Annotated in this window: 17 protein-coding genes and 1 pseudogene; 1 reads left to right on the forward strand and 17 read right to left on the reverse strand. The window is 73.3% G+C overall.

Going from position 1 to position 20,498, the window contains the following annotated elements; genetic code table 11:
• Positions 1–18: 18 nt before the first annotated feature.
• Positions 19–945, reverse strand: a pseudogene (locus ACUKCB_RS08520) (AMP-binding protein); the annotation flags it as partial.
• Between the two features lie 276 nt (positions 946–1,221).
• On the opposite strand from ACUKCB_RS08520, the gene ACUKCB_RS08525 reads away from it, so the two are divergent.
• Positions 1,222–1,668 (forward strand): carboxymuconolactone decarboxylase family protein, encoded by a 447-nt coding sequence (locus ACUKCB_RS08525; RefSeq protein ID WP_473039965.1) that lies wholly within the window; start codon positions 1,222–1,224, stop codon positions 1,666–1,668.
• A 56-nt stretch (positions 1,669–1,724) separates the two neighbouring features.
• On the opposite strand, the gene ACUKCB_RS08530 is transcribed toward ACUKCB_RS08525, so the two are convergent.
• The 16 genes from ACUKCB_RS08530 to ACUKCB_RS08605 all read right to left on the reverse strand — a co-directional run bounded on the left by ACUKCB_RS08530 (position 1,725) and on the right by ACUKCB_RS08605 (position 20,282).
• Positions 1,725–2,528 (reverse strand): class I SAM-dependent methyltransferase, encoded by an 804-nt coding sequence (locus ACUKCB_RS08530; RefSeq protein WP_473039966.1) that lies wholly within the window; start codon positions 2,526–2,528, stop codon positions 1,725–1,727.
• Positions 2,528–4,141: a class I adenylate-forming enzyme family protein gene (locus tag ACUKCB_RS08535; protein WP_473039967.1), complete on the reverse strand. Its 1,614-nt coding sequence runs from the start codon at positions 4,139–4,141 to the stop codon at positions 2,528–2,530. The genes ACUKCB_RS08530 and ACUKCB_RS08535 overlap by 1 nt, the downstream gene beginning before the upstream one ends.
• On the reverse strand, positions 4,141–5,796 hold the full coding sequence (locus ACUKCB_RS08540; protein ID WP_473039968.1) for a CoA transferase: 1,656 nt from the start codon (positions 5,794–5,796) through the stop codon (positions 4,141–4,143). The genes ACUKCB_RS08535 and ACUKCB_RS08540 overlap by 1 nt, the downstream gene beginning before the upstream one ends.
• A complete protein-coding gene (locus tag ACUKCB_RS08545; protein ID WP_473039969.1) occupies positions 5,793–7,400 on the reverse strand; it encodes a class I adenylate-forming enzyme family protein in 1,608 nt (535 codons plus the stop codon). The genes ACUKCB_RS08540 and ACUKCB_RS08545 overlap by 4 nt, the downstream gene beginning before the upstream one ends.
• A 29-nt stretch (positions 7,401–7,429) precedes the next feature.
• On the reverse strand, positions 7,430–8,842 hold the full coding sequence (gene iscB / locus ACUKCB_RS08550) for an RNA-guided endonuclease IscB (protein WP_473039970.1): 1,413 nt from the start codon (positions 8,840–8,842) through the stop codon (positions 7,430–7,432).
• 307 nt (positions 8,843–9,149) lie between these two features.
• Entirely contained in the window at positions 9,150–10,499 is a 1,350-nt protein-coding gene (locus ACUKCB_RS08555; protein ID WP_473039972.1) for a protoporphyrinogen/coproporphyrinogen oxidase, read from the reverse strand.
• Positions 10,496–11,482, reverse strand: coding sequence for a UbiA family prenyltransferase (locus tag ACUKCB_RS08560; protein ID WP_473039973.1), 987 nt, complete (start codon positions 11,480–11,482; stop codon positions 10,496–10,498). The genes ACUKCB_RS08555 and ACUKCB_RS08560 overlap by 4 nt, the downstream gene beginning before the upstream one ends.
• Positions 11,479–12,624, reverse strand: coding sequence for a DegT/DnrJ/EryC1/StrS family aminotransferase (locus ACUKCB_RS08565; RefSeq protein ID WP_473039974.1), 1,146 nt, complete (start codon positions 12,622–12,624; stop codon positions 11,479–11,481). Before ACUKCB_RS08565 ends, ACUKCB_RS08560 begins: the two co-directional genes overlap by 4 nt.
• Complete coding sequence (locus tag ACUKCB_RS08570) at positions 12,621–13,880, reverse strand: DegT/DnrJ/EryC1/StrS family aminotransferase (RefSeq protein ID WP_473039975.1); 1,260 nt, start codon at positions 13,878–13,880, stop codon at positions 12,621–12,623. The genes ACUKCB_RS08565 and ACUKCB_RS08570 overlap by 4 nt, the downstream gene beginning before the upstream one ends.
• Positions 13,881–13,921: 41 nt before the next feature.
• The gene (locus ACUKCB_RS08575) at positions 13,922–14,449 is read right to left on the reverse strand and encodes an EF-hand domain-containing protein (RefSeq protein ID WP_473039977.1); all 528 of its coding nucleotides are present in this window, start codon (positions 14,447–14,449) and stop codon (positions 13,922–13,924) included.
• Between the two features lie 157 nt (positions 14,450–14,606).
• Positions 14,607–15,077, reverse strand: a complete 471-nt coding sequence (locus ACUKCB_RS08580) for a DUF6917 domain-containing protein (RefSeq protein WP_473039979.1) — start codon at positions 15,075–15,077, stop codon at positions 14,607–14,609.
• Entirely contained in the window at positions 15,074–15,997 is a 924-nt protein-coding gene (locus ACUKCB_RS08585; protein WP_473039981.1) for a Gfo/Idh/MocA family protein, read from the reverse strand. Before ACUKCB_RS08585 ends, ACUKCB_RS08580 begins: the two co-directional genes overlap by 4 nt.
• Positions 15,994–17,133, reverse strand: a complete 1,140-nt coding sequence (locus tag ACUKCB_RS08590) for an Ldh family oxidoreductase (protein ID WP_473039982.1) — start codon at positions 17,131–17,133, stop codon at positions 15,994–15,996. Before ACUKCB_RS08590 ends, ACUKCB_RS08585 begins: the two co-directional genes overlap by 4 nt.
• Positions 17,130–18,410 (reverse strand): M20/M25/M40 family metallo-hydrolase, encoded by a 1,281-nt coding sequence (locus tag ACUKCB_RS08595; RefSeq protein ID WP_473039984.1) that lies wholly within the window; start codon positions 18,408–18,410, stop codon positions 17,130–17,132. Before ACUKCB_RS08595 ends, ACUKCB_RS08590 begins: the two co-directional genes overlap by 4 nt.
• Positions 18,407–19,285 carry a sugar phosphate isomerase/epimerase family protein gene (locus ACUKCB_RS08600; RefSeq protein ID WP_473039986.1) on the reverse strand — a complete coding sequence of 293 codons (879 nt, stop codon included), beginning with the start codon at positions 19,283–19,285 and terminating at the stop codon, positions 18,407–18,409. The genes ACUKCB_RS08595 and ACUKCB_RS08600 overlap by 4 nt, the downstream gene beginning before the upstream one ends.
• Complete coding sequence (locus ACUKCB_RS08605) at positions 19,269–20,282, reverse strand: Gfo/Idh/MocA family oxidoreductase (protein ID WP_473039988.1); 1,014 nt, start codon at positions 20,280–20,282, stop codon at positions 19,269–19,271. Before ACUKCB_RS08605 ends, ACUKCB_RS08600 begins: the two co-directional genes overlap by 17 nt.
• Between the last annotated feature and the right edge of the window lie 216 nt (positions 20,283–20,498).

The following is a 20,498-nucleotide window of genomic DNA, read 5'->3' on the forward strand; positions in this document are numbered from 1 at the left end:
TAGGGCAAGTTTCTGTAACTGCCCGAAGCAGTTGTAGAACCCCAGTTCGGGGAGGGCTTCCCGGAGCTTTGTCAGGACCGGTCCGGGCATGACCGAGGCCCCGTAGTAGGCCTTGCGCAGGCTCGACAGGTCGCGGTCGGCGAACTCGGGGTGGTTGGCCAGGGCCACCCACAGGGTCGGCGCGGCGAAGAACGCCCCGTGCCCCTCGGCCTCGATCCGACGCAGCAGGTCGGCGGGGTCCGGTGCCTCCACCAGGGTGTTGCGGGCGCCCACCGCCAGCCACGGCATGAGGAAGACGTGCATCTGGGCACTGTGGTAGAGCGGCATCGCGTGCAGCGGATTGTCGCCGGGGTCCAGGTCCAGCCCCACCAGGCAGGACAGGTACTCGTGCACCAGGGCCCGATGGGTCATCATCGCGCCCTTGGGCCGGGAGGTCGTGCCCGAGGTGTAGAGCAACTGGACCAGGTCGGTGTCGGCCACCTCCACGGCCAGCTCGGGCACCGGCCCCTCCGATGCCTCGGCCAACAGCGACCCCGGGCCGTCACGCAACTCCAGGACCTGCTCCACCCCGGTCTCGGCGCGCAGGGCGTCCACCGCCGAGCGCAGTGCGGGGTCGGCCAGCACCACGGTGCTGCCGGACTGTTCCAGGAGGTAGGCCAGTTCCCCGCCCTGGAGGGCGAAGTTGACCGGCACGTGCACCAACCCGGCCCTGGCGCAGGCCAGGTAGCCGATGAGGTAGGCGTCGGAGTTGCGCCCGTAGGCGGCGACCCGGTCGCCCTTGACCGCGCCCAGCCCGAGCAGCCGGGCGGCGGCCCGGGTGACGGCGTCGTCCAGACCGGCGTAGGTCCACTCCCGGTCCGCGAAGACCAGCGCGGTGCTCCCGGGGGCCCTGGCCGCGCTGCGCCGAAGGACGTCGTCGACGGTACTGGACGTGATGGGACCCAAGGTGTCGCTCCCTGCTCTCCGGTACGCCCCGACCCGGGGCGCGGACACCCCCATCCTGCTGGGGCCGCCGCCGCACCGGCAAGAGGCCACCGCCCCCTTTGCCGGTCCGTACGTGTTCCCACGGGCGAAAGGGGCTCACCCCCAGGCCAAATCGGGACCCATCACCGCCAGGACGACCATTCGGAAACCCACAGCACCGGCCCGGTGACCCTTGGTATTTTTCCGGTGTTCAGCGGGCACCCCGTGTCCGGACGCGTACGACACCGAGGACGAACCATGGGCACGGCCCGCGTACAGATCGCACAGCATCTGCCCGAGGCGTACACCGAACTGGCCCGGCTCAGCGCCGTGGTGGACACCGCCCTCGACGGGGACCTGCACACCCTGGTCAAGATCCGCGCCTCCGTCCTCAACGGCTGCGCCTTCTGCGTGGACCTGCACACCCACCAGGCCCTCACGGACGGGATGTCACCGCAGCGCATCGCCCTCGTGTCGGCCTGGCGCGAGGCCGGGTCGCACTTCACCGAGGCCGAACGCGCCGCACTGGCGCTCGTGGACGCCCTGACCCGGGTCGGTGAGGCCGGACTGCCCGACGACGTCTACTCCGCGGCCGCCGCGCACCTGTCCGAACGGGAGACGGCCGCGCTCATCACCGCCGTCTCCCTCATCAACCTCTACAACCGGCTGGGGGTCGGTACCGGCATGGCCCCGCCGGTGCGCTGACCTCGCCGGCCCCTCCCCCGGCGGGGACTCACTACAGGCCTCGCCGGGGGCGGGGTTCACTCGGGGCGGCGTCCCTGGACCGAGTAGACCACGCAGGAGCAGGCCCGGAACGAGGGGTCGGCCAGCAGATCACGTACCCGGGCCAGTCGCTCGTCGGTCATCCCCTCCCGCACGAACGCGTCCCGCAGGTGGCGGGTGTGGTGCGCGATGAGGTGGACCCCCGGGGAACCGGCGTCCCAGAGCTCCACGTGCGGCTGCGGGTCGACGTCCACCAGGCCCGCGCGGCGCATCGCCCCGGCCGCGTGGCGCCCCCACGCCGGGTCGGCCCCCGCACGGGACATCACCCGGATCTTGGCCGCCAGGAACTCCTCGTACAGCTCCTGGGCCCCCGGGTCCGGCATGAGCAGCGACGGGCCGTAGGTGATGTCGAACTCGTCCAACTGCAGCACCCCGCCCGGTTTGAGGGCGCGCACCAACCGGTTCAGGACCTCGATCCGCTCGGGCAGGTGCAGCAGTACCAGACGGGAGTGCACCAGATCGAACTCCGCCTCCGGCAGGGGGTCGCTGGTGACGTCGTGCCGCCACACCTGCAACCCCTCGGCAGGGGCGATGTGGTCGGGCTTGACGTCGGTGGCGACCACGGAGCCGCCGGGGGCGACCCGGCGGGCCAGCCAGTGGGCGACACCTCCGCCGCCCGCGCCCACCTCCAGGCAGCGCCATCCCGGCCCGACTCCGGCCCCGTCCAGTCTGCGGGTGGTCAGCGGGTCGTATGCGGCGGCCAGGAACCGGTGCTGGTCCCGGGCGTTCTCGTTGTGGTTGTCGAAGACGTAGCCGGGATCCGCGGTGGCGGTGTCCGTCATCAGGAGCCTCCTGGGAGTGCGTTCGGTCGGTCGCCGACCGCCTCGGCCGCCATCCGGGACAGGGTGGTGGTGCACACCTTCCCGGTGGGGCCGAGCGGCAGCGCGGGCAGGAACACCACGTGTTCGGGCAGGGCGCGCGTGTCCACGCCGTGCCCCTCACGCAGATGCGAGATCAGCTCCCGGGGCGAGGGCGGGTCCACCCCCGGCAGCGGGCACACACAGGCGCACATGCGCTCCCCCAGGTCCGGGTCGGGCACGGGCACGCACTGGGCCTCGCCCAGCGCCGGGTGGGCGTTCAGGGCGCGTTCCACCTCGGCCGGGAAGAGGTTGACCCCGCCCCGGACCACCGTGCGCCTCATCCGGTCCACGACCCACAGCACGCCGTCGGCGTCCAGGCGGCCGGCGTCGCCGGTGCGCACCCACCCGCCGGAGTCGCGCCGCGCCGTATCCAGGCCGGGGTCGGCCACATGGCACAGGGGCGTCATCGGGCCCCGCGCCCGGATCTCCCCGACCTCCCCGTCCGGCAGGGGCCGCCCCAGCGGATCGCACACCCGGATGTCGGTGACGGCCGGGTCCGGACGGCCGGCCATGCCCGGCTCCCAGGCGCCGGGATCATGCCCGGTGTGGCAGTTGACCCCGTCGGTGGAGCCGTAGACGTTGACCACCGGTCGGTCGAAACGCCGCGCGCACAGGTCGCGGACCTCCCGGTGCAGGGGCGCCCCGCTGGCCACGAGCATCCGCAGCGACGAGACGTCGGCCCCCTCCCGCGCCAGGGCGACGCGGCGCAGCATGGTGGGCACGCCGACCAGGTGGGTGGGACGGTGGCGTTCGACGGCGCGCAGGGCGGCCACGGGGTCGAACCGCCCCGGGACGATCAGGGTCGCCCCGTGCCGGACCAGCGCCACGATGCCCAGCGAGCCGAAGGACGAGGCGAGCGGGACCAGCACGAGGGCGCGTGCGGGACCGGGGCCCGCGAGCAGCGCCCCCACGTAGTTGCCCCGTCCCCCGGCCATCGCGTTGTGGGAGTAGGCGACCATCGTCGGCTGCCCCTCCGAACCGGAGGAGACGAGGAAGCGGGCGGGCGACTCCGGGTCGGGGCGCACGGGTTCGGGCACGCCCGTGTGCGCGAACAGGCCGCCGGGGTCCAGGGACACGGTGTCCACGACCAGGGCCGGGGTGCCCTCGACGTCGTCCGCGCGGGAGGGGTCGGTGACCACCAGCGCGGCGCGTGAGCGCCCCAGCAGGGAGCGCACGTCGGCGCGAGGGCGCCCGTGTGGGACGGGCAGGGCGACCGCGCCCAGGGCGGCGACGGCGAGTTCGACGGCGACCGCATCCCGGCCGTCGGGCAGCAGCACCCCGATGACGTCGCGTTCACCGCACCCGTGGGCGGCCAGTGCGGCGGCGGCCCGTCGGACCCGCGCGGCCAGAGCGGTGCGGTCCAGGCTGCCGCGCCCGTCCACGACCGCTTCGTGCCCGGGGTCCTCGCGTACCCGCTCCAGGAAGAGGGAGTACAGGTCCAGGCCCGGGCACAACCCCTCCCGGACCCAGCGGGAGCGCAGGTCGGCGGGGACCAGGTCGGTCAGGGACAGCCCAGCGGAGGAGGTCCAGGTCATCAGCGGCCCTCCTCGGTCAGGGGGACGAACGTCCACGGCGCCCGGGGCAGGTCCGCCCCGTGGACCCTGGTGAAGGCCTCCGGGAAGGTCCGGGCCACCGACGCCGGGTCCGCGACCGGCGCCGTGCCGGCCCGGGGCCGGTGTGCTGTGCCGCGCCCGACCTGACGCAGCAGGCGGGCTGCGTCGGCCAGCGCGGTCCGGCCGCTCGCGCCGGCGCCCGTACGGGAGCGCAGCAGCAGACCGGCCAGGGCCGCCTCGGCGGCGAGGAGCCCGCCGAGGACGTCGGTGAGGGTGACCAGGGAGGGCGCCGGGTCCGTGACACCGTCGAACAGCAGGTCGGCGATCCCCCCGTCGGCCTGGACCAGGAAGTCGGTGGCGGGAACCCCGGGAGAGGGCTCCGCACCGGCCCACCCGTCGGCGTGGACGTGCACCAGGCCCGGGGCGCGGTCGGTGAGGTCGTCCACGCCCAGGCCGAACCGTTCGGCCCGGCCGGGCGGCCAGTTGTAGAGCAGGACGTGGCCGTCGGAGGCCAGGTCGGCCGCCGCACGGCGGCCCCCGACGGTCCTGAGGTCGTGCTCGACCGCCTCCTTGCCCCGGTTGAACGCGGCGAAGCGGGCCGAGAGACCGCCGGCCAGGGGCGGGACGCCGCGCATGGGATCGCCGCCCGGCGGTTCGACGCGCACCGTGTCGGCGCCCAGCAGGGTCAGCAGCAGTCCGGCCAGGGGTCCCTGGACCCGGTTGGTGGCCTCCACCACCCGCAGTCCGGCCAGGGGCCCGGGGCCCGTGGCCGACCACGGCGGCAGGTCCGGTCCCGGCGGCGCGTCGAGGCCGCGGAGGCGCCGCGGAGGCTCCGCGGTCCCATCGGTGACCTCGGCCAGCGGGCGCAGGGGGACCGCGCCCACACCGTGTTCCCGGGCGAGGTCGCGCACGGCCGTGAAAGGCACGGACGCCAGGGCCACGAACAGTGCCGCAGGCAGCGGGCACACCGCGGTGGCGAACCGGCGTTGGAACGGCGCCCATCCGGCGGCGATCGCGGCCGTGGGCGCGCCCAGCGCCTCCCAGAACCGCAGCCACGCCTCGGGGTCGAGGGTCTCGATCTCGAAGCGGACACCGTCGGCGGACCGGAACGGCGGCGGCTCCCCCGGCCCCGGGGACGGCGGCGTCCCTCGGGTCGCGGTGGCCTCGGCGGTATAGGGGGCCACCGCGAGCAGCGCGGCCCCGGCCACCGACACCGACGCCCGCAGCGCCGGTCCTCCGCGCAGCAGGGTGAGTGCCGCGACCGCCACCGCCTGGGCCGCCAGTGCCCCCGCGCACAGCGACGCGTAGTCGACCGGCAGGAACCGGGGACCACCCCGGGCCCGTCCGTGCAGGTACGCGAGGCCGCACGCCGCCTGGACGTCGCGTTCGTCGGCCAGGGGCAGGGAGGGCAGCGACCAGGCGAGGTCGCACCCGGCCGGAGAGGCTGTTCCCGCGGGCCCGGTGACCAGGTCGATCCGTCCGGCGGACGCGGCCGCGGGCGGTCTGCCGCCCACCCGCTCGACCGCGCAGCCCAGCGCCCGCAACCGGGACGCCGCGACCCGTACCGGCACCGTGTCGCCCACGGCCCGCACCGCGGTCCCCGCCAACGGGGCGGCGGCGACCACCGTCGCGGTCATGTCCACCGCCCCCTCCCGCGGGTGTCTGCGGGCAGCCCGAGGTGTTCGCGCAGCGCGTTGCGTCGGACCTTCCCGGTTCCGGTGCGCGGCAGCTCGTCCCAGGTGAGGACCACCGGGTCGGCCATCGTCGGCAGGTCGGACACGGCCTCCTTCCACACACCGGGTTCCAGGGCCCCGTCCTCGACGGCCACCACCGGGACCGGCGGGCCGTCCGCGACCCCCAGCACGACACACTCCAGCACCTGCGGGAGCCGTTCGTCGACGACGTCCTCGATCTCCAGGCAGCCGCCCTCGGCCAGGGCGTCCACCTCCCGGTCCACCAGCCGGACCCTGCCGGTGCGGTCGACGGAGCCGATGTCGCCGGTGCTCCACCACTGGCCGACGAGCTTGTCACGCCAGCGGCCCTCCTCGCCGACGTAGCCCAGACACAGGGCGTCGGTGCGGCAGAACAGCAGACCGGGCGTGCCCACCGGGACGGGGCGCAGGGTCCCGGGGTCGACGGCGCGCAGCCGGGCCCGGCCCGGGATCGGGCGCCCCAGGTCGCGGGTGGTGGGTTCGACCCCCTGCCGTTGGGCCAGCGAGCGGCGGGTGAAGAAACGGAAGGTCAGCGGCCCCGTCTCGCTCTGCCCCCACCCCTGCATCCACACCGGGGCGCGGCGTTCGCTGGCGTCGAGGAAGGCACGGACGGTGGAGGGGTGCATCGCGTCGAAGGTGCTGACGAACAACCGCACCCGCCGCAGGCCCTCCCCCGCCTCGTCGAGACGCCGCTGCCAGCGCACCAGGGTAGCGGGTTGGGCCTCCAGGGTGGTGGGTCGGTGCCGGCGCAGGGCGGGCCCGGCCTCCGACCAGTCCGCCGAGGTGATCACCGAGATCGCTTCGGGGAACAGCCACAGCACCCCCGCGGTCCAGGCCAGGGCACGGCCGTGCGCGTAGGAGAACGAGGAGGTGACGGTGTCGTCGCGGCGGCTGCCCAGCACCGGCCACCGGTGCGATTCGAACCCCGCCAGCCGGCGCATGATGGTGCGGGTGGAGTGCACGGCCAGCTTCGGCACCCCGGTGGTCCCGGAGGTGTGCATGATCGCCAGCGGAGCGTCCAGGTGCGGGCGGCGCGGCGGTGGCGCGGCGGCGCCGCGCACGTCGCCGAGGCAGAGCGCGCCCTCGGCGGTCCCGGCCACGACCAGGGTGCGCCGGGCGTGCGCCGAGGGGTCGTGGCCCGCGTCCCGCGCGCCCCGGAGCAGGTCGGTGTCGGTGACCAGCAGCGCCGGGTCCAACCGGCGCAGCAGGACCTCCAGGGTGCCCGGGGCCAGGTGCGCCGACAGCGAGGCGGGGACGGCGCCCAGACGCGCGGCGGCGCACGAGAGCAGCACGTAGTCCCAGTGGTTGCGTTTGGCGATGGCGACCCGGTCCCCCGAACGCACACCGGCCTCGGCGAACCATCCGGCGGCCCGGCGCACCAGGGCCGCGGCTCCGGGCACGTCGAGTTCGGCACCCGCCTCCGGGGCGATGTCCAGGGGACGGCTCAACCGCACGGCGGTGGTGGACCCGCGCGCGGTCAGGTCGTCGAAGAGGGTGCCCAGGTGAATGGGTTTGCTCAGCAGTGTCATCGATTTTTTGGACGTGGAAACCCGGTCCTTCAAGGCCGAGAGGAAACGCCCTCCTCCTTCTTCCAGGTGTAGGCGTAGCCGTCCGCCCGCTGGAGCAGACGCACATACTTGTGGTTGACGCCCTGGACGGTGCCCTGGGCAGTGGTGATGTTGAACCTCCCGGTGGCACGCACCGCGACCCACCCGGTGTGAGTCCCCTTCTTCGTGCCCTTGGGCACCACAGCGCGGACCAGGTCCCCGGTGGAGAACCCGTAGAACCCTTTGGTGCGGGGCAGACGCAGCCGAGGGAACCCGTGCTTGTCGGGGCGGGTGCGTGCGTAGGAGCCCCGCCCCGCACACCCGGCGACCAGTACCCGGGCCACGGTCTGCGTGACGGCCTCGACCTTGCCCACGGCCAGGGCGTCCAGGGTGTGGGTCTTGGGCAGGTGGTTGTGGGTGCGGTTGAACTTGGTACGGCCCCCTGATCCCACACGGGTGGGTAGGCGCTGGTCCAACGCGTGCCAGAGCGCCCACCGGGTGGACTGCACAGCGGCCGCGTCCCGTAGCGGGGCTTTTGCCCTGGCCAGGACCCGGGCCAGGGTGTGTTTTCTGGTCACGAACTCTTCGACGGGCCGGTCTGCTTTGGTCTGGTTGCAGGGCACGCACGCCAGCACCAGGTTGGACACCCGGTCCGACCCGCCCCGCGAGCGAGGGTGGACATGGTCGAGGTTGAGGGGTGTGTTGGTGGCTCCGCAGTACACGCAGGCCCGGTCGAACTTGGCCAGCAGGTACTCGCGCACCTCGAACCCGGCCAGGGTGCCCTGCTGGTACTCCGCGCCCTCCAAGGGTTTCCCGGCGGACAGGGCGTGGGTGTCGAAGGCGACCCGTTCCACATGGACCCCCTTCACCGGTGCCCACCGGGCGAGCCGCTCCATCCACGAAAGGGTGGTCTCCACCCGGTGGCGTAGCGAGGGGGCCAACCACCCCCGGGGGCGGGTGCGGTTGGCAAAGCGTGGGGCGCGGTGGCGCAGGTTCGCGCTCCGGCGCCGCCGCCGGTAGGCGGAGCGCTGTTGCATCTTCTTGCGGATCCGGGAGCCCCGGTGGTCGAGCTGGATGCTGTACCGGCCCCGGCGCTCACCCGCCTGCTGGGTGAACAGGGCGATACCGGTGTGTTTGCTTCCGGGGTCGATCCCGACCTGAACACCGTCCACCTCGGACTCTGCGGCGGCGCGGTGCTTGAGGCGGATGGTGAAGGGGGTGTGCCGGGCCACCACGGCACGCCCCTTAGCAAGGAGCTTGCGGGCCCGGGCCGGGGGACAAGGTTGCAGGGGGATGTGGTTCTTGTCCAGGACGAAGACGTAGGGGTCGCTCTTTTTGGTGTGGGCCTCACGGCCCTGCTCCCCAACAGGGTTGGGGGTGAGGCCACCGGCATCAGGTGAGGTGCTGGTGGTCTCCCCTCGCACATGGTCCGCGCCGGGTACCGCCTGGTGGCGGTGTCGGAGTCCCGTTTCGTGCCCGATCCGGGGCGGGGTCCCGCCGTTCGCGGTGGGCGCTGCTGACTCCGATTCCAGAGCCAGAAGGACCGCGCCGGAGGCGTCCGTTGAGGGTGGTGGCGGGCGACGGGCGGGATGAGGAAGCACGCCAGGGTGGGTCTGCCCTCCTGCGCGGAACGTAGCCATCGAGGTCACCTCCTTGATGATGGCTGGTGCTGGTAAAGGCGGCCCCCAACCACAGGGGTTGAAAGCCCGGGCCTTCAGGCCCGGGATCCCTTTACCAAGCCTCGATCGGGGTCGGTTCGCGGTTCGCGGCGAGGAAGGCCGACACGCGTTCGGCGGCCGTGAACGCCGAGGTGACCGCCCCCTCGCTGCACGGGCGCAGTGAGATCCAGTCCCCGGCGTAGTCGACGGCGGCCGGGGTGCGGGCGGCGAACGCGGAGCGGGCGGCCAGCGTCCGGGGTTCGGGCAGGGGCAGACCGTGCCGGAACCGGTGGGTGATCGCCCCGCGCACGCGCGCACCCACCCCGGGCAGGACGCGTTCGGCCCTTTGCACCAGGCGCCGGACCACCACGTCGTCGGGGGCGTCGAGCAGTTCCTCCGCTCCCGAGGGGGTGGCGATCAGGGAGACCAGCCCCCGCCCCCGGGGCGCCCGGCCGGGGTGTTTGGCGTGGTCGACGGTGACCACCGCGAGCAGCGGATCCTCGGGCACCAGGTGGGCGAAGCCCCGGCGTGCTCCGCGCGGGGACAGCGGTGCGTCCAGCATCAGGGACAGCCGGAGCATCGGCGCGTACCCGCAGGAGGTCAGGTACTCGCGTTCGGCCGGGGGCGCCCCGGGGTGAAGGCGAGCGGCGACGGGGGCGGGTACGGCCAGGACGGCCGCCCGGGCGGTGAGTGCCCCCCTGGGCGAGTCCAGGCGCACCCCGCCGGGGCCGGGGTCCACCCCGGTGACCGGGTGGTCGGTGCGCACGTCGAGCCGGGCCGCCAGCACCCGGGTGAGGGTGTCCATCCCGTCCCGGTAGGTGCGCCAGGTCGCGGTGCTGCCGGAGGCGACGAGGTGGGCGGCGAAGGGCGCGGCGGCGGCGCGTTCCACCGGCCACCCGAAGAACCCGGAGGCCAGCGGGCCCAGCAGGCGTTCGCGCAGGTGCGGGTGGTGGTGCTGCAGGAGGTCGGCGACGGTCCGTTCGGGGAGCGCGGCCCGCTCGGGCCGATCGGGGTCCAGCCCGGCCCTGCCCAGCCGCAGTTGCAGGCGTGCCAGGTCCAGGCGGGCGCGCAGGGGCAGGCCCATGCCGGTGAGCAGGCCCAGGGGGCGGCCGGCGTGCGGGCGGGACCGCCCCTGCCACCACACCGACAGGGCCTCGCGTACCAGGGGGACCGCCCGCGGGTCGGCGTCCAGGCCCACGGCGCGGATGAGCCGCCAGGTGGCCGGGTAGGCGTCCGCGGACGGGAGCATCTCCGCTCCGGTGTCGACGAGGTGGCCGTCCGTGCGCAGTGTGCGCATCCGCCCGCCCACGGCGTCGGCGGCCTCCAGGACCCGCACGGTGTGCCCGGCGGCGGCCAGCAGGTGCGCGGTGGCGAGCCCGGCGGGTCCGGCGCCGACCACCGCCACGTCGACGGGGGCGCTCACACCGACATCCCGGGCAGGAACGGGACGAGCAGGTTGGCGCCGATGAGCAGCACCACCGTGACCCGGTGGGTGTGGATGGCCATGCGGCGGGCGCGCAGGATGTCGCCGCGGACGAACCCGATGAACAGTTGGGCCGCGCGCAGGGCGATGACGGGCAGCAGGACGACCGGGAACCACCATGGGGCGACACCGACCAGGTGCGAACCGGTGACCAGCAGGGTCTCCGCCGCGGTGAGCGCGACGATGAAGGCCGTGTTGGTGCGGGACGAGACCTGCGCGGCAACGGTGATCCGTCCGGCGGCCCGGTCCCCGTCGGCGTCGTTGGTGTTGGAGTACAGGCCGAAGATCATCGGGCCGCCCCCGAAGATCAGCGCCTGGACGACGACGAACCCGTCGACCTGCCCGACGAGCAGCCCGTAGGGGACCAGGACCCAGCCGACCCCCAACCCGATGAGGAAGAGTTCCTGGAACCCCCGGTAGCTGATCTTCAGCCCCCAGGAGTACTGGACGGACGCGACCAGGCACAGCGCCGCGCCGGCCACGGCCCACAGCGGCCGGTGCGGGGCCAGCGCCACCACCAGGGCCCACAGCAGCACACTCGCGGCGGTCGCCGCACGCCCGAAGTTGAGCGCCTGGGGCTCGGTGAGGGTGCCCGCGACCAGGGGTTTGCGGGCGAGCCTGCGTCGGGCCGCGTCGGAGCCGTAGTTCGCGGCGTCGGAGCCGTCCCGGTACCCGGTGACGTCGTCGAAGGCGACCATCGCGGCCACCACGGCGATCTCGGCGACCAGGACCAGCAGGAGGAAGCCGAGGTTCTGGACGCGCAGCCCCAGCAGGGGCAGGGTCATGGCGAAGACCAGCGGCAGACCGATGTAGTAGTCGACGATGTCGAGCTTGGCCAGCCGGGCGTAGGCGCCGAGGGTGGGGCGCGGTGCGGCCGCCGGCGGGCTCGGTGCTGCCGGGGGTGCGGTCATGTGGTCGGTCATGATTGCCTCCCGAAGGCGAACGCGCGGACCGCGGCGGCCACGTGCTCGACGTGGGCGTCGGTCAGGTGCGGGTACAGGGGCAGGGAGATGTTGCGGCGCGCCGCGTCCCGTGCCCGGGGCCAGTGGCCGTCGGGCCGGGCGTGCGGGGCGAAGGCGGGCTGTTCGGGCAGGATCCTGGGGTAGTAGACGTGGGTGTCGATCCCCTCCGCCGCCAAGTGGTCGCGCAGCCCGTCGCGGTCCTCGCACAGGAGCGTGTACACGTAGGGGAAGCGGCCGTCCCCGCCCACGGGTGGTGCGACGATCCCCGCGCCGGCCAGGTCACGGAACTGCTCGGAGTAGTAGGAGCAGATCGCGGTGCGGCGGGCGAGGCGCTCCTCCAGTCCGGCCAGGCGGTGCAGTTGGAAGGCGGCCATCACCTCATCGAAGCGGCTGTTGTGGCCGACGCGGTGGTGGAGGAACCTGTTGCGTCCGTCCTGGCCGTGGTTGCGCAGCATCCGCACCCGGTCGGCGATCCCGGTGTCGTCGGACAGGACCACGCCGCCCTCTCCGGGCATACCGAAGGTCTTGACCTGGACGAAGGAGTACACGCCGGCGTCGCCCCACAGCCCGGCGGGGCGGCCCCGGAGCACGCCTCCCTGGGCCAGCGCCGCGTCCTCGACAAGCCGTACCCCGGCCTGGTCGGCCAGGGCGCGCAGGCGCGGCATGTCGGCCATGACGGAGAACATGTGGGCGGGCATCAGCACCCGGGTCCGGTCGCTGACCAGCGTCCGGGCGTGCTCGGGGTCCATGGTCATCGTCTGCGGGACGATGTCGGCGAACACCGGGGTGGCGCCCAGGGACAGGACGGTGCTCGCCAGGGGCGCGCACCCGAAGGCGGGGACGATCACCTCCTGGCCGGGGCCCAGGTCCAGGGCCGCCAGAACCAGGGTGAGCGCGGAGGTCCCGCTGGAGCAGGCCACCGCCTCGCCCGCGCCCAGCCGGGTGCGTATCGCCTCCTCGAACCGGGCCGTGCGGCGTCCCAGGATGAACTTCTGTTCGGGGTCGGTGCCGACCTCGTACAGGGCGCCCAGCAGGACCTCGCGGTCGCCGTCGAACAGGTCGGGCGGGAAGAACGGGATGGCCCGTTCCGTGGTCACGGTCACCTGGTCCCCCCGGTGAGGAAGCGTTCGATCTCGTCGCAGACCCGGTCGACCTGTTCCGGTTCCAGGTCGGGGTAGAGCGGCAGTGCCACGGCCGAGCGGCACACCGCCTCGGCCCGGGGCAGGTCGCCCGGCCGGTGGCCCAGGTGGGCGAAGCACGGCTGCAGGTGCAGCGGGCGCGGGTAGTAGACCTCGGTGCCGATGCCCGCCGCGGTCAGGTGGGCCACCAGGCCGTCGCGGTCGTCCACCTCGACGAGGTGGACGTAGACCACCCGGTCCTCTCCGGGGCGGGGCGCGGTACCGCCCGGCACCGCGCGTACCCCGGGCAGGTCGCGCAGCCGTTCGTCGTAGCGGCGCGACAGGGCGGCCCGGCGTTCGATGTCGGCGTCCAGCCGGGTGAGCTTGGCCAGCAGCACCGCGGCCTGGATGTCGTCCATCTTGCTGTTGCACCCGGTGACGGCCGTGGGGTTGGAGATGCCGGGGAAGGCGGCCAGGGTGCGCCCGGAGCGTCCGTGGTGGCGCAGCATCCGCGCGGTCTCGGCGACGGTGTCGTCGTCGGTGAGGATCGCCCCGGCGTCACCGACGGCCCCCAGCGTCTTGGCCGGGAAGAAGGAGAGCACGCCTCCGGTGCTGAGCAGCCCGGCGTGGGTTCCGCCCGAACGCATGCCGATGGCCTCCGCGCTGTCCTCCAGCACGGTCAGCCCGTGCGCGCGGGCGAGCCGGTTCACGCCCTCCATGTCGGCGAGCCGGTCGAAGAGGTGGACCGGCATGATCATGCGGGTGCGCTCGGTGAGGACCCGCGCCGCCGAGGCGGGGTCGATGCCGTACCCGCGCTCCTCGATGTCGGCGAAGACAGGGACGCCGCCGGCGTGTACGACGGCGGTGGCGGTGGCGACGAAGGTGTAGGCGGGGACGATCACCTCGTCCCCGGGGCACAGCCCTGCGGCGCGCAGCAGCAGAACGAGGGCGTCGGTCCCGGAGTTGACGCCGACGACGTGTCGGGCCCCGGTTCGGTGTTCCAGCGCGCGTTCGAGTTCGGCGACCGTGGCGCCGTGGGAGAACTTACCGTCGTCCATGACCCGGACGCAGTTCTCCCTGATCCCTTCCCACAGTCTTCGGAAGGTCTTCGACTGGTCGAAGAAAGGGACTCCCGGCCCGCGTGTACTATGCTCTTCAAAATCCTGGGAGGAAAGAACTGAATTCACTTTTCCCGCTTCGCGGAGAATGGTTGGGGGTTCGGGGGGCAGGGGTTCGGCCACGAGGGTTCGTGGCCGAACCGGGACTCTGGCTCCGGGGGAGGTCAGACGCCGAGCAGGGGGATGTCGTTCTTGCCGAGGTGGTAGTCGCGCACGGCGGCCACCAGTTCGGCGGTGGACAGGTTGCCGCTGCCGTCGGTGTCGATGTCGGTGAAGGCGCTGTCGGCCTGGGCACCGCTCAGACCGATGGAAGAGAACCACTTCTCCATCTCGGTCCGGCTGATCTCCCCGTCGCCGTCGACGTCCAGGACGTCGACGATGGCCTGGATCGTCGGCTGGACGACCCGGGCGAAGCCGGCGTCACCCTTGCTGACGATCTCCTGCATGGCGACCTCGGTGAACTGCTCCTTGCTCATGCGGTCGGTGTTGGCCGCGTTCGCCAGAAGGTCGAACATGCCCAGGTAGGCAGTCCGGAGCGCCGCGCCCTTGGGGCTGTCCTGGACACCGAAGCGGTTGATGATGTCGTCGGCCTCGGTCTCGAAGTCCGAGCGCTCGATCACGCCGTTGCCGTCGTTGTCCCACAGACGGAAACGCTCTTCGAGGCGCTCGTTGGACTTGGTGGCAGTCGTCATAGGATATCCTCCACAAAAAATCACGGAAAACGGAAATAAAACATCGGGTAAAGAAGCCCCGGAGGGCCGGGTGATCACCTCGGCTTCGCCAATAGGTTACCCCATTGAGTAACGCTGCAAAAGCCAGAGCAAAGAGAATTCCATGCCTACCGAATTTTTATATCGGACATTTGTGGGAATTCACGGGGGATTGCACGAAAGGGTGGCCCGCCGTGTCCAGCGGTACACCCTGGCGGAACACGACCGGCTCTCCCGGGGACAGCTCCAGATCGCTCCCGGTCGGCACCGGATCGGCGTGCACCAACACGTTGTAGTGGTTGGGCGTGTGGCACGCGTCGAACCCCAGGACCACACCCACCCGGCGGGAGCCGATCCACACCTCGTCGCCCCGGTCCACGACCCCCGCACGGGTGACCTCGGCGAAACCCAGGAACCCCACCCGGTCGATCCTGGAACCGGCGGCGGTCCCGGTGTGGTCGGTCGCCACCAGCTCATGGACCTCACCCGCGCGCACGCACCGGCTCGCGAACGGCTCCAGTCGCATCCCCCGCTCATCCCTGCGGTGCACCAGCACCTTGACCAGGTCAGCGGACACCTCTCGTTTGGGCCCGTCCTCGTACGGGTTCACCGCCCCGCCCCCTCCTGCTGTAGCGCCGTCCGGTAGACCTCACCGACCAGGCGCAGCTCCGACACACCGTCCTCGCCCGCCGCACCGACCCGGCGCACCCGCCGGGCGAACTCGGCGGCGATGCCCTCGTACTCGTGCCACAGCGACTCCTTGAAGGCGGGGCGCCCGGACAGCAGGTCAGCCGTCCACACCCGGCCGTCAGCCGTGCGCACCTCGACGTCCTTGCGCTCACCGGGATGGGACCAGTCCAGGAGCACCCGGGCCCGGGCCCGCCCGGAAACCATCGTCACGTCGGCCCACCGGTCCACCCCGGCCTCGTCGTAGCCGACCCGGGCACCGGTCACCTCGGCCCGGCCCAGCAGCGCCTCCACCAGGTTGAAGGCGTTGGGCCCGTTGTCGGCCACACACCCGCCTCCGCAGCGTGCCGGGTCCAGGTACCAGGTGTCGGACCCCGCGTGCTCCTCGATCCGTTCCAGATAGCGCACGGTCACCTCCGTCACCGTCCGCCCACCGATCCGCTCCCGCAGGGCGGCGAACTCGGAGTTGTGGCGGCGGTGGAAGGCCGTGGTCAACGGCACCCCCCGGTCCCGGGCCAGGGCGGCCAGCGCCTCTCCCTCCGCCAGGTCCAGTGCCAGGGGCTTCTCCACGCACACCGCCACCCCGGCGGTGAGGGCGTCGGCGCAGATGCGGGCGTGCGTGTCGTTGGGTGCGGTGACCACGACCGCGTCCAGGCCGGCCTCGGCCAGCATCCGGGTGTGGTCGGTGTACCCGGTCACGCCCGGCCGCGGTTCGAGGGCCCTGGCCGGGTCCAGGTCGCACACCGCCACCAGGTCCCAGTCCGGGGAGTCGGCCAGCGCCGCCAGGTGGAAGCGGGCGATCACCCCCAGCCCGACCACTCCCACTCGCAGGGGCCCGCTCATCGCACCTCCCCCGAGACCGGCGGTGCGGGGACACCCTCCCGCGCGGCCACCTCCACCAGTTCCGCGTACAGGTCCGCGGCCAGCGGCACCCCGTGGGCGGTCCGCTCCCGCATCCTGTGGTGTTCGTGCCAGCCCGGGTAGCGCACCGGTCGGCCCCGGTCGAGGGGAGGGCACGCCGTGACCGCCCCGAACAGGTCCTCGGCGTCGGCTCGGGCCCCTTCGCGCAACGCGTCGGGGGCGATGGCCAACAGCAGGAACCCGATGTCGTCGTCCCGACCGCCGGGCCCTCCGTCACCGGCCAGGGCGTCGGCGTGGGGGCCGCGCCCCGAACCGGACACCACGGCGGACAGCACCTCCACCATCAGTCCCAGGCCGAAGCCCTTGAAACGGCCCACCTCGCCGCCCAACCACCTCAGGTGGGCCCGGCCGGCGTCGAACTCCGCCGGGTCGGTGACCGGGGCACCGGAGTCGTCGCACAGCAGTCCCTCGGGCAACGACCGACCCTCCCGCGCCGCCTGACGCACCCGGCCGGTGGGCGCGGCCGTGGTACTCATGTCCAACAGGAACGGGGGGTGCGCGCCCGCCGGGGCGGCCACGGCCAGCGGGTTGGTGCCCAACATGGTCACCGCGCCGCCCGGGGGCCGGGCGATGCGCTGGCCCCCGCAGTTGCTCGCCACCACGCCGACCAGCCCGCGTTCGGCCGCGCGCAGCGCCGGGTGTCCGGCGCACCCCAGGTGGGTGGCTCCGCGCACCGACACCAGCCCGACCCCGTGGCTCTCGGCCCGCCGCACGGCCAGGTCCATCGCCTCCGGGGCCGACCACAGCCCGAGGGACCGTTCGGCGTCGAGCAGCACGGCCGCGCCCAGGTCGGCCAGGATCCGGGGCTCGGCCCGGGGGTCGGCCCGCCCCTCGTCGAGCAGGGGCAGGTAGAGCCGGGCCAGGTTGGCGACGCCGTGGGAGTCCATCCCGGTCAGATCGCCGTGGCACAGGGCCCGCGCCGCCTCGGCCGCACGGCCCGGAGGCACGCCCCGGCCCGTGAACACCTCCGTGAGGAAGGACAGCAGGGCTCCGTGGTCGGTCAGGACGGTCGCTCCTGGCGGGGAGGCTCCCGGGGACTCCGGGGAGAGGGTCGTCACAGTCGTCCAATCGTCTCGTCGGTGAAGGAGGTCAGGAGGCGGGCCACCGTGGCGGCGAACCCGTCCAGGTCCGACAGGCGGGCGAACTCCGCGTCGCCGTGGGCTCCGTTGGCGGCCAGGTCCCCGGGGCCCAACACGACCGTGCAGGCGTCGGGGACGTCCGCCATCCAGATGGCGTCACAGGTGAAGGCGGGCTCGTCCTCGGGCCAGGGCGCAACCCCGGCCCCGCGCAGCAGGTCGTGTCCCCATCCGTCGCGGTCGTCCAGTACCGGCAGCCCGCGTTTGGGCCAGTCCAGCCGGGTGAGCCGCCGTGCGTCCCTGGCGGTCCGGGCGAACAGGGCGGTGTCGGCGAAGGAGTGGGAGAACTCCGCCACGGCGGTGTCGAAGGCCGTGGTCACGGCCTCCTCCAGGGTCCTGCCCGCCCCGGCGTCGCCGTAGGAGAGGTTGAGCAGCAGTCCTCCGGTGCCGTACACCCGGTTGTGCAGGGTGCCGGTGTGCAGTCCGGCCACGCACACCGCCCCCTCGCGGGCTCGCCCGTCCAGGGAGCGGCCCATCCGCTGGGCGAGGAACCCCAGCAGGACCGAGGCGTTGTGCCCGGTGTGCGGCCGGTCGTCGACGGCGTCGTCGCCGTGCACCGACACCCGGGCGGTCATCGAGGCCGTGGACCGGGTGAGGAACCTCCCGGACGTGGGTTCGCAGAACACGTTGAGCCGGCCCACGTGGCCGCGTTCGACCAGGGGGCGGGTGCCCAGCACACCCATGGCGCCACCCTCCTCCCCGGCCACCGCCTGGACGATCACCGCGCTGTCGCGGCCCAGAGCCGCCGAACGCTCCCGTGCGGCGCGCACCCCGGCCAGCAGCGCCACCGCGGGCCCCTTGGCGTCGATGGCTCCCCGGCCGTGGAAGACCTCCCCGTCGAAGGCGACCGATGGTCCCCCCGCGACCGTGTCGAGGTGGACGTTGAACATCACGGTGCGTTCGCGCGGCACCTCCTCGGGCCCCAGGCGCAGGACCAGGCTGGGCTGGTCGGCCAGAAAGGCGGGGTCCGCGGCGGCCGCGCGCACCGTGGCGGGCACCCCGTCCCCGGCCAGGTCGGCCGGTTCGGCCGGGGCGTGGTGCACCACCCTGAATCCGATCCGTCCGGCGGCGCGGGCGTAGTCGTGCTGGGCCTCCCACAGGCGGGGAGCGGGGCCGGCGTCACCGACCTCCAAGGGACCCGCGGTGGGCGTTTCCAACAACCGCAGCAGCAGGGCGCGGTCCGGCTCGGTCAACGTCATCGGGTCTCTTCCATGTCGTGGATCCGGAGCACCATCTCCTCCAGCACCCGCCCGTACTCCACGAACGCGACCCGGTCGCCGCGTCCGGGGTCGGCGCCGTCCGCCCTCAGGTGGGGGCGCAGAGCCAGGTGGGGTTCGATGGACAGGGCCCCCCGGTACCCGTGGTCGACCAGGACCCGCAGGCACTCCTCCACCCCGGACTCGCCCTCGCCGGGCCGCACGTAGGCGGTGTCGCCGCCGGGGAGGCCGACCGCGTCCTTGACGTGGACGTGGGCCACGTACTCCGCGAGCGGGCGGAGCATGGCCACGGCGTCGTAGCCGTGGGCGACCCCGTTGCCGGTGTCGAACAGCACCCGGAGCGCGGGGCTGTCGATCCGCGCGATCAGGTCCAGGACCCGGTCGGCGTCCTCTCCGGCCCACCCGGCGCAGTTCTCGTGCACCAGGACCAGACCCGAGTCCTCGGCGCGCCGGACCAGTTCACGCATCCGGGAGCGGACCAGCCGCCCCCACTCGGGCTCGGCCAGCCCTCCGGAGGGGTAGGACATGATCCGCACCATGCGCGTCCCCAGTACGGCGCAGCGCCGGGCCAGCACGTCGAGTTCGGCCAGGTCCACCGCGAAGTCCCCGGTCGCGGGGCGCGACCAGTCCCCGATCTTGGCCGCGACGGCGACCACCTCCACACCGTGCGCGCGGATCTGCTCCGCCGCCCGCGCGAACTCGGCCTCCGTCAGGGCGGCGACGGGCACACCTTCCAGGGTGCGCAGCTCCAGCAGGTTCCAACCGAGCTCCGTCACGGCCGTGAGCTGCTCCGGCAGCCCCGGTGCGGCCTCGTCCCCGATTCCTGCCAGGCGGAACGGCTCAGGCTCCGACAGCACTGTTCACCTCCTGGTCGGCGGTGTGCGGTGAGCACAGGTTCTTGGCCTCGACCAGCAGCCGGACCGCTTCCACGTGCACCGACAGGTCGCCCGGTGGACGGGGGGAGCTGGAGTAGCGTGCGTAGCAGGAGCCCAGGAGCTCGGTGAGCGCGTCGTCGGGAAAGACCGACCGGGCCGGTTCGTGTCCTGGGACGGCCACGGAGAGCTGTGCTGTGTGGTCGGCCTCGCTGCACGGGAAGTGGCCGGTCAGCACCGCCTCGTCGAACTCCAGCACGATGCGCCTCTCACGCAGCGGCGCGGTCAGGTCGGACTCGATCCGGGTGAGCACCCCGGTGTGGTGAACCAGGTCCAGGCGTGCCCCGCCCAGGCCGGGCAGCCGGGCTCCGGCGACGGCCATGTCGGACAGTTCGGCCGAGGCGACGTCGGCCCCGCCCGCGAGTGCGACCGCCAGGGCCAGGGCGTGGGGGACCTCGACGTCGAAGGCGCTGGGGTGCCCCGGAAACTCCAGGGTGCGGGTGAAGCGGGGTTTGTGCTGGAGCACCGTGAGGGCGCGCAGGCGTCCGAAGGCTCCACCGCGGCGTACCGCGAGCAGCCGTCGGCTCAGCGCGCTGGCCGACCACGGAGTGGAGACGGTCAGGTCCATCCCCCAGCGGCGGCGCAGCCGGGCGATCTCGGCCAGTTCCGCCAGGTCCAGGGCCAGGGGCTTCTCCACGATGACCATGCGGTAGCCCAGGAGGGCCAGGTCCTGCAGTATCCGCGCCCGTAGGTGCGGCGGCGTACACAGGTGGACGACCGTCTCGGACGGCGGACGGCGCCGGGCGGCCTCCTCCAGGGAGGGGACCGTGAGGACCCCCTCGGCCCGGCCGCGGTGGGGGTCGTACCCCAGAACCGGCCCCGGAGCGAAGCGGGCGGGGGCCGCCGCCCGCGCCTTGGCGAGCGACGGCGCATGCAGTCCCAGTCCCGATCTGCCCAGGCCGACGATGAGGGTGTGCAGCATGAGGGGCGTGCACCTTTCCGGTTCGCTGTCCCCGCCCCGCGCCCTTTCCAGGGGCTCGGGGCCGTTTTCCAGGGGCACGGGGCCATCGAAGCAGGAACACATCATGAACCCCACGCGAAAACCGTGTCAAAAACACAGCCAGACCGGATACCCCAAACCACACCATCGGGCATTCCCCAAACGCACGAAAGGGCGAGAAAAACAGGGAATCCGAAA

Source organism: Nocardiopsis moroccensis, from assembly GCF_055763695.1.

Bases quoted from the DNA above. Each gene is read 5' to 3' on its own strand.
- ACUKCB_RS08525 (WP_473039965.1), top strand. From the start codon at position 1,222: ATGGGCACGGCCCGCGTACAGATCGCACAGCATCTGCCCGAGGCGTAC.
- ACUKCB_RS08530 (WP_473039966.1), bottom strand. From the start codon at position 2,528: ATGACGGACACCGCCACCGCGGATCCCGGCTACGTCTTCGACAACCAC.
- ACUKCB_RS08535 (WP_473039967.1), bottom strand. From the start codon at position 4,141: ATGACCTGGACCTCCTCCGCTGGGCTGTCCCTGACCGACCTGGTCCCC.
- ACUKCB_RS08540 (WP_473039968.1), bottom strand. From the start codon at position 5,796: ATGACCGCGACGGTGGTCGCCGCCGCCCCGTTGGCGGGGACCGCGGTG.
- ACUKCB_RS08545 (WP_473039969.1), bottom strand. From the start codon at position 7,400: ATGACACTGCTGAGCAAACCCATTCACCTGGGCACCCTCTTCGACGAC.
- ACUKCB_RS08560 (WP_473039973.1), bottom strand. From the start codon at position 11,482: ATGACCGACCACATGACCGCACCCCCGGCAGCACCGAGCCCGCCGGCG.
- ACUKCB_RS08575 (WP_473039977.1), bottom strand. From the start codon at position 14,449: ATGACGACTGCCACCAAGTCCAACGAGCGCCTCGAAGAGCGTTTCCGT.
- ACUKCB_RS08585 (WP_473039981.1), bottom strand. From the start codon at position 15,997: ATGAGCGGGCCCCTGCGAGTGGGAGTGGTCGGGCTGGGGGTGATCGCC.
- ACUKCB_RS08595 (WP_473039984.1), bottom strand. From the start codon at position 18,410: ATGACGTTGACCGAGCCGGACCGCGCCCTGCTGCTGCGGTTGTTGGAA.
- ACUKCB_RS08605 (WP_473039988.1), bottom strand. From the start codon at position 20,282: ATGCTGCACACCCTCATCGTCGGCCTGGGCAGATCGGGACTGGGACTG.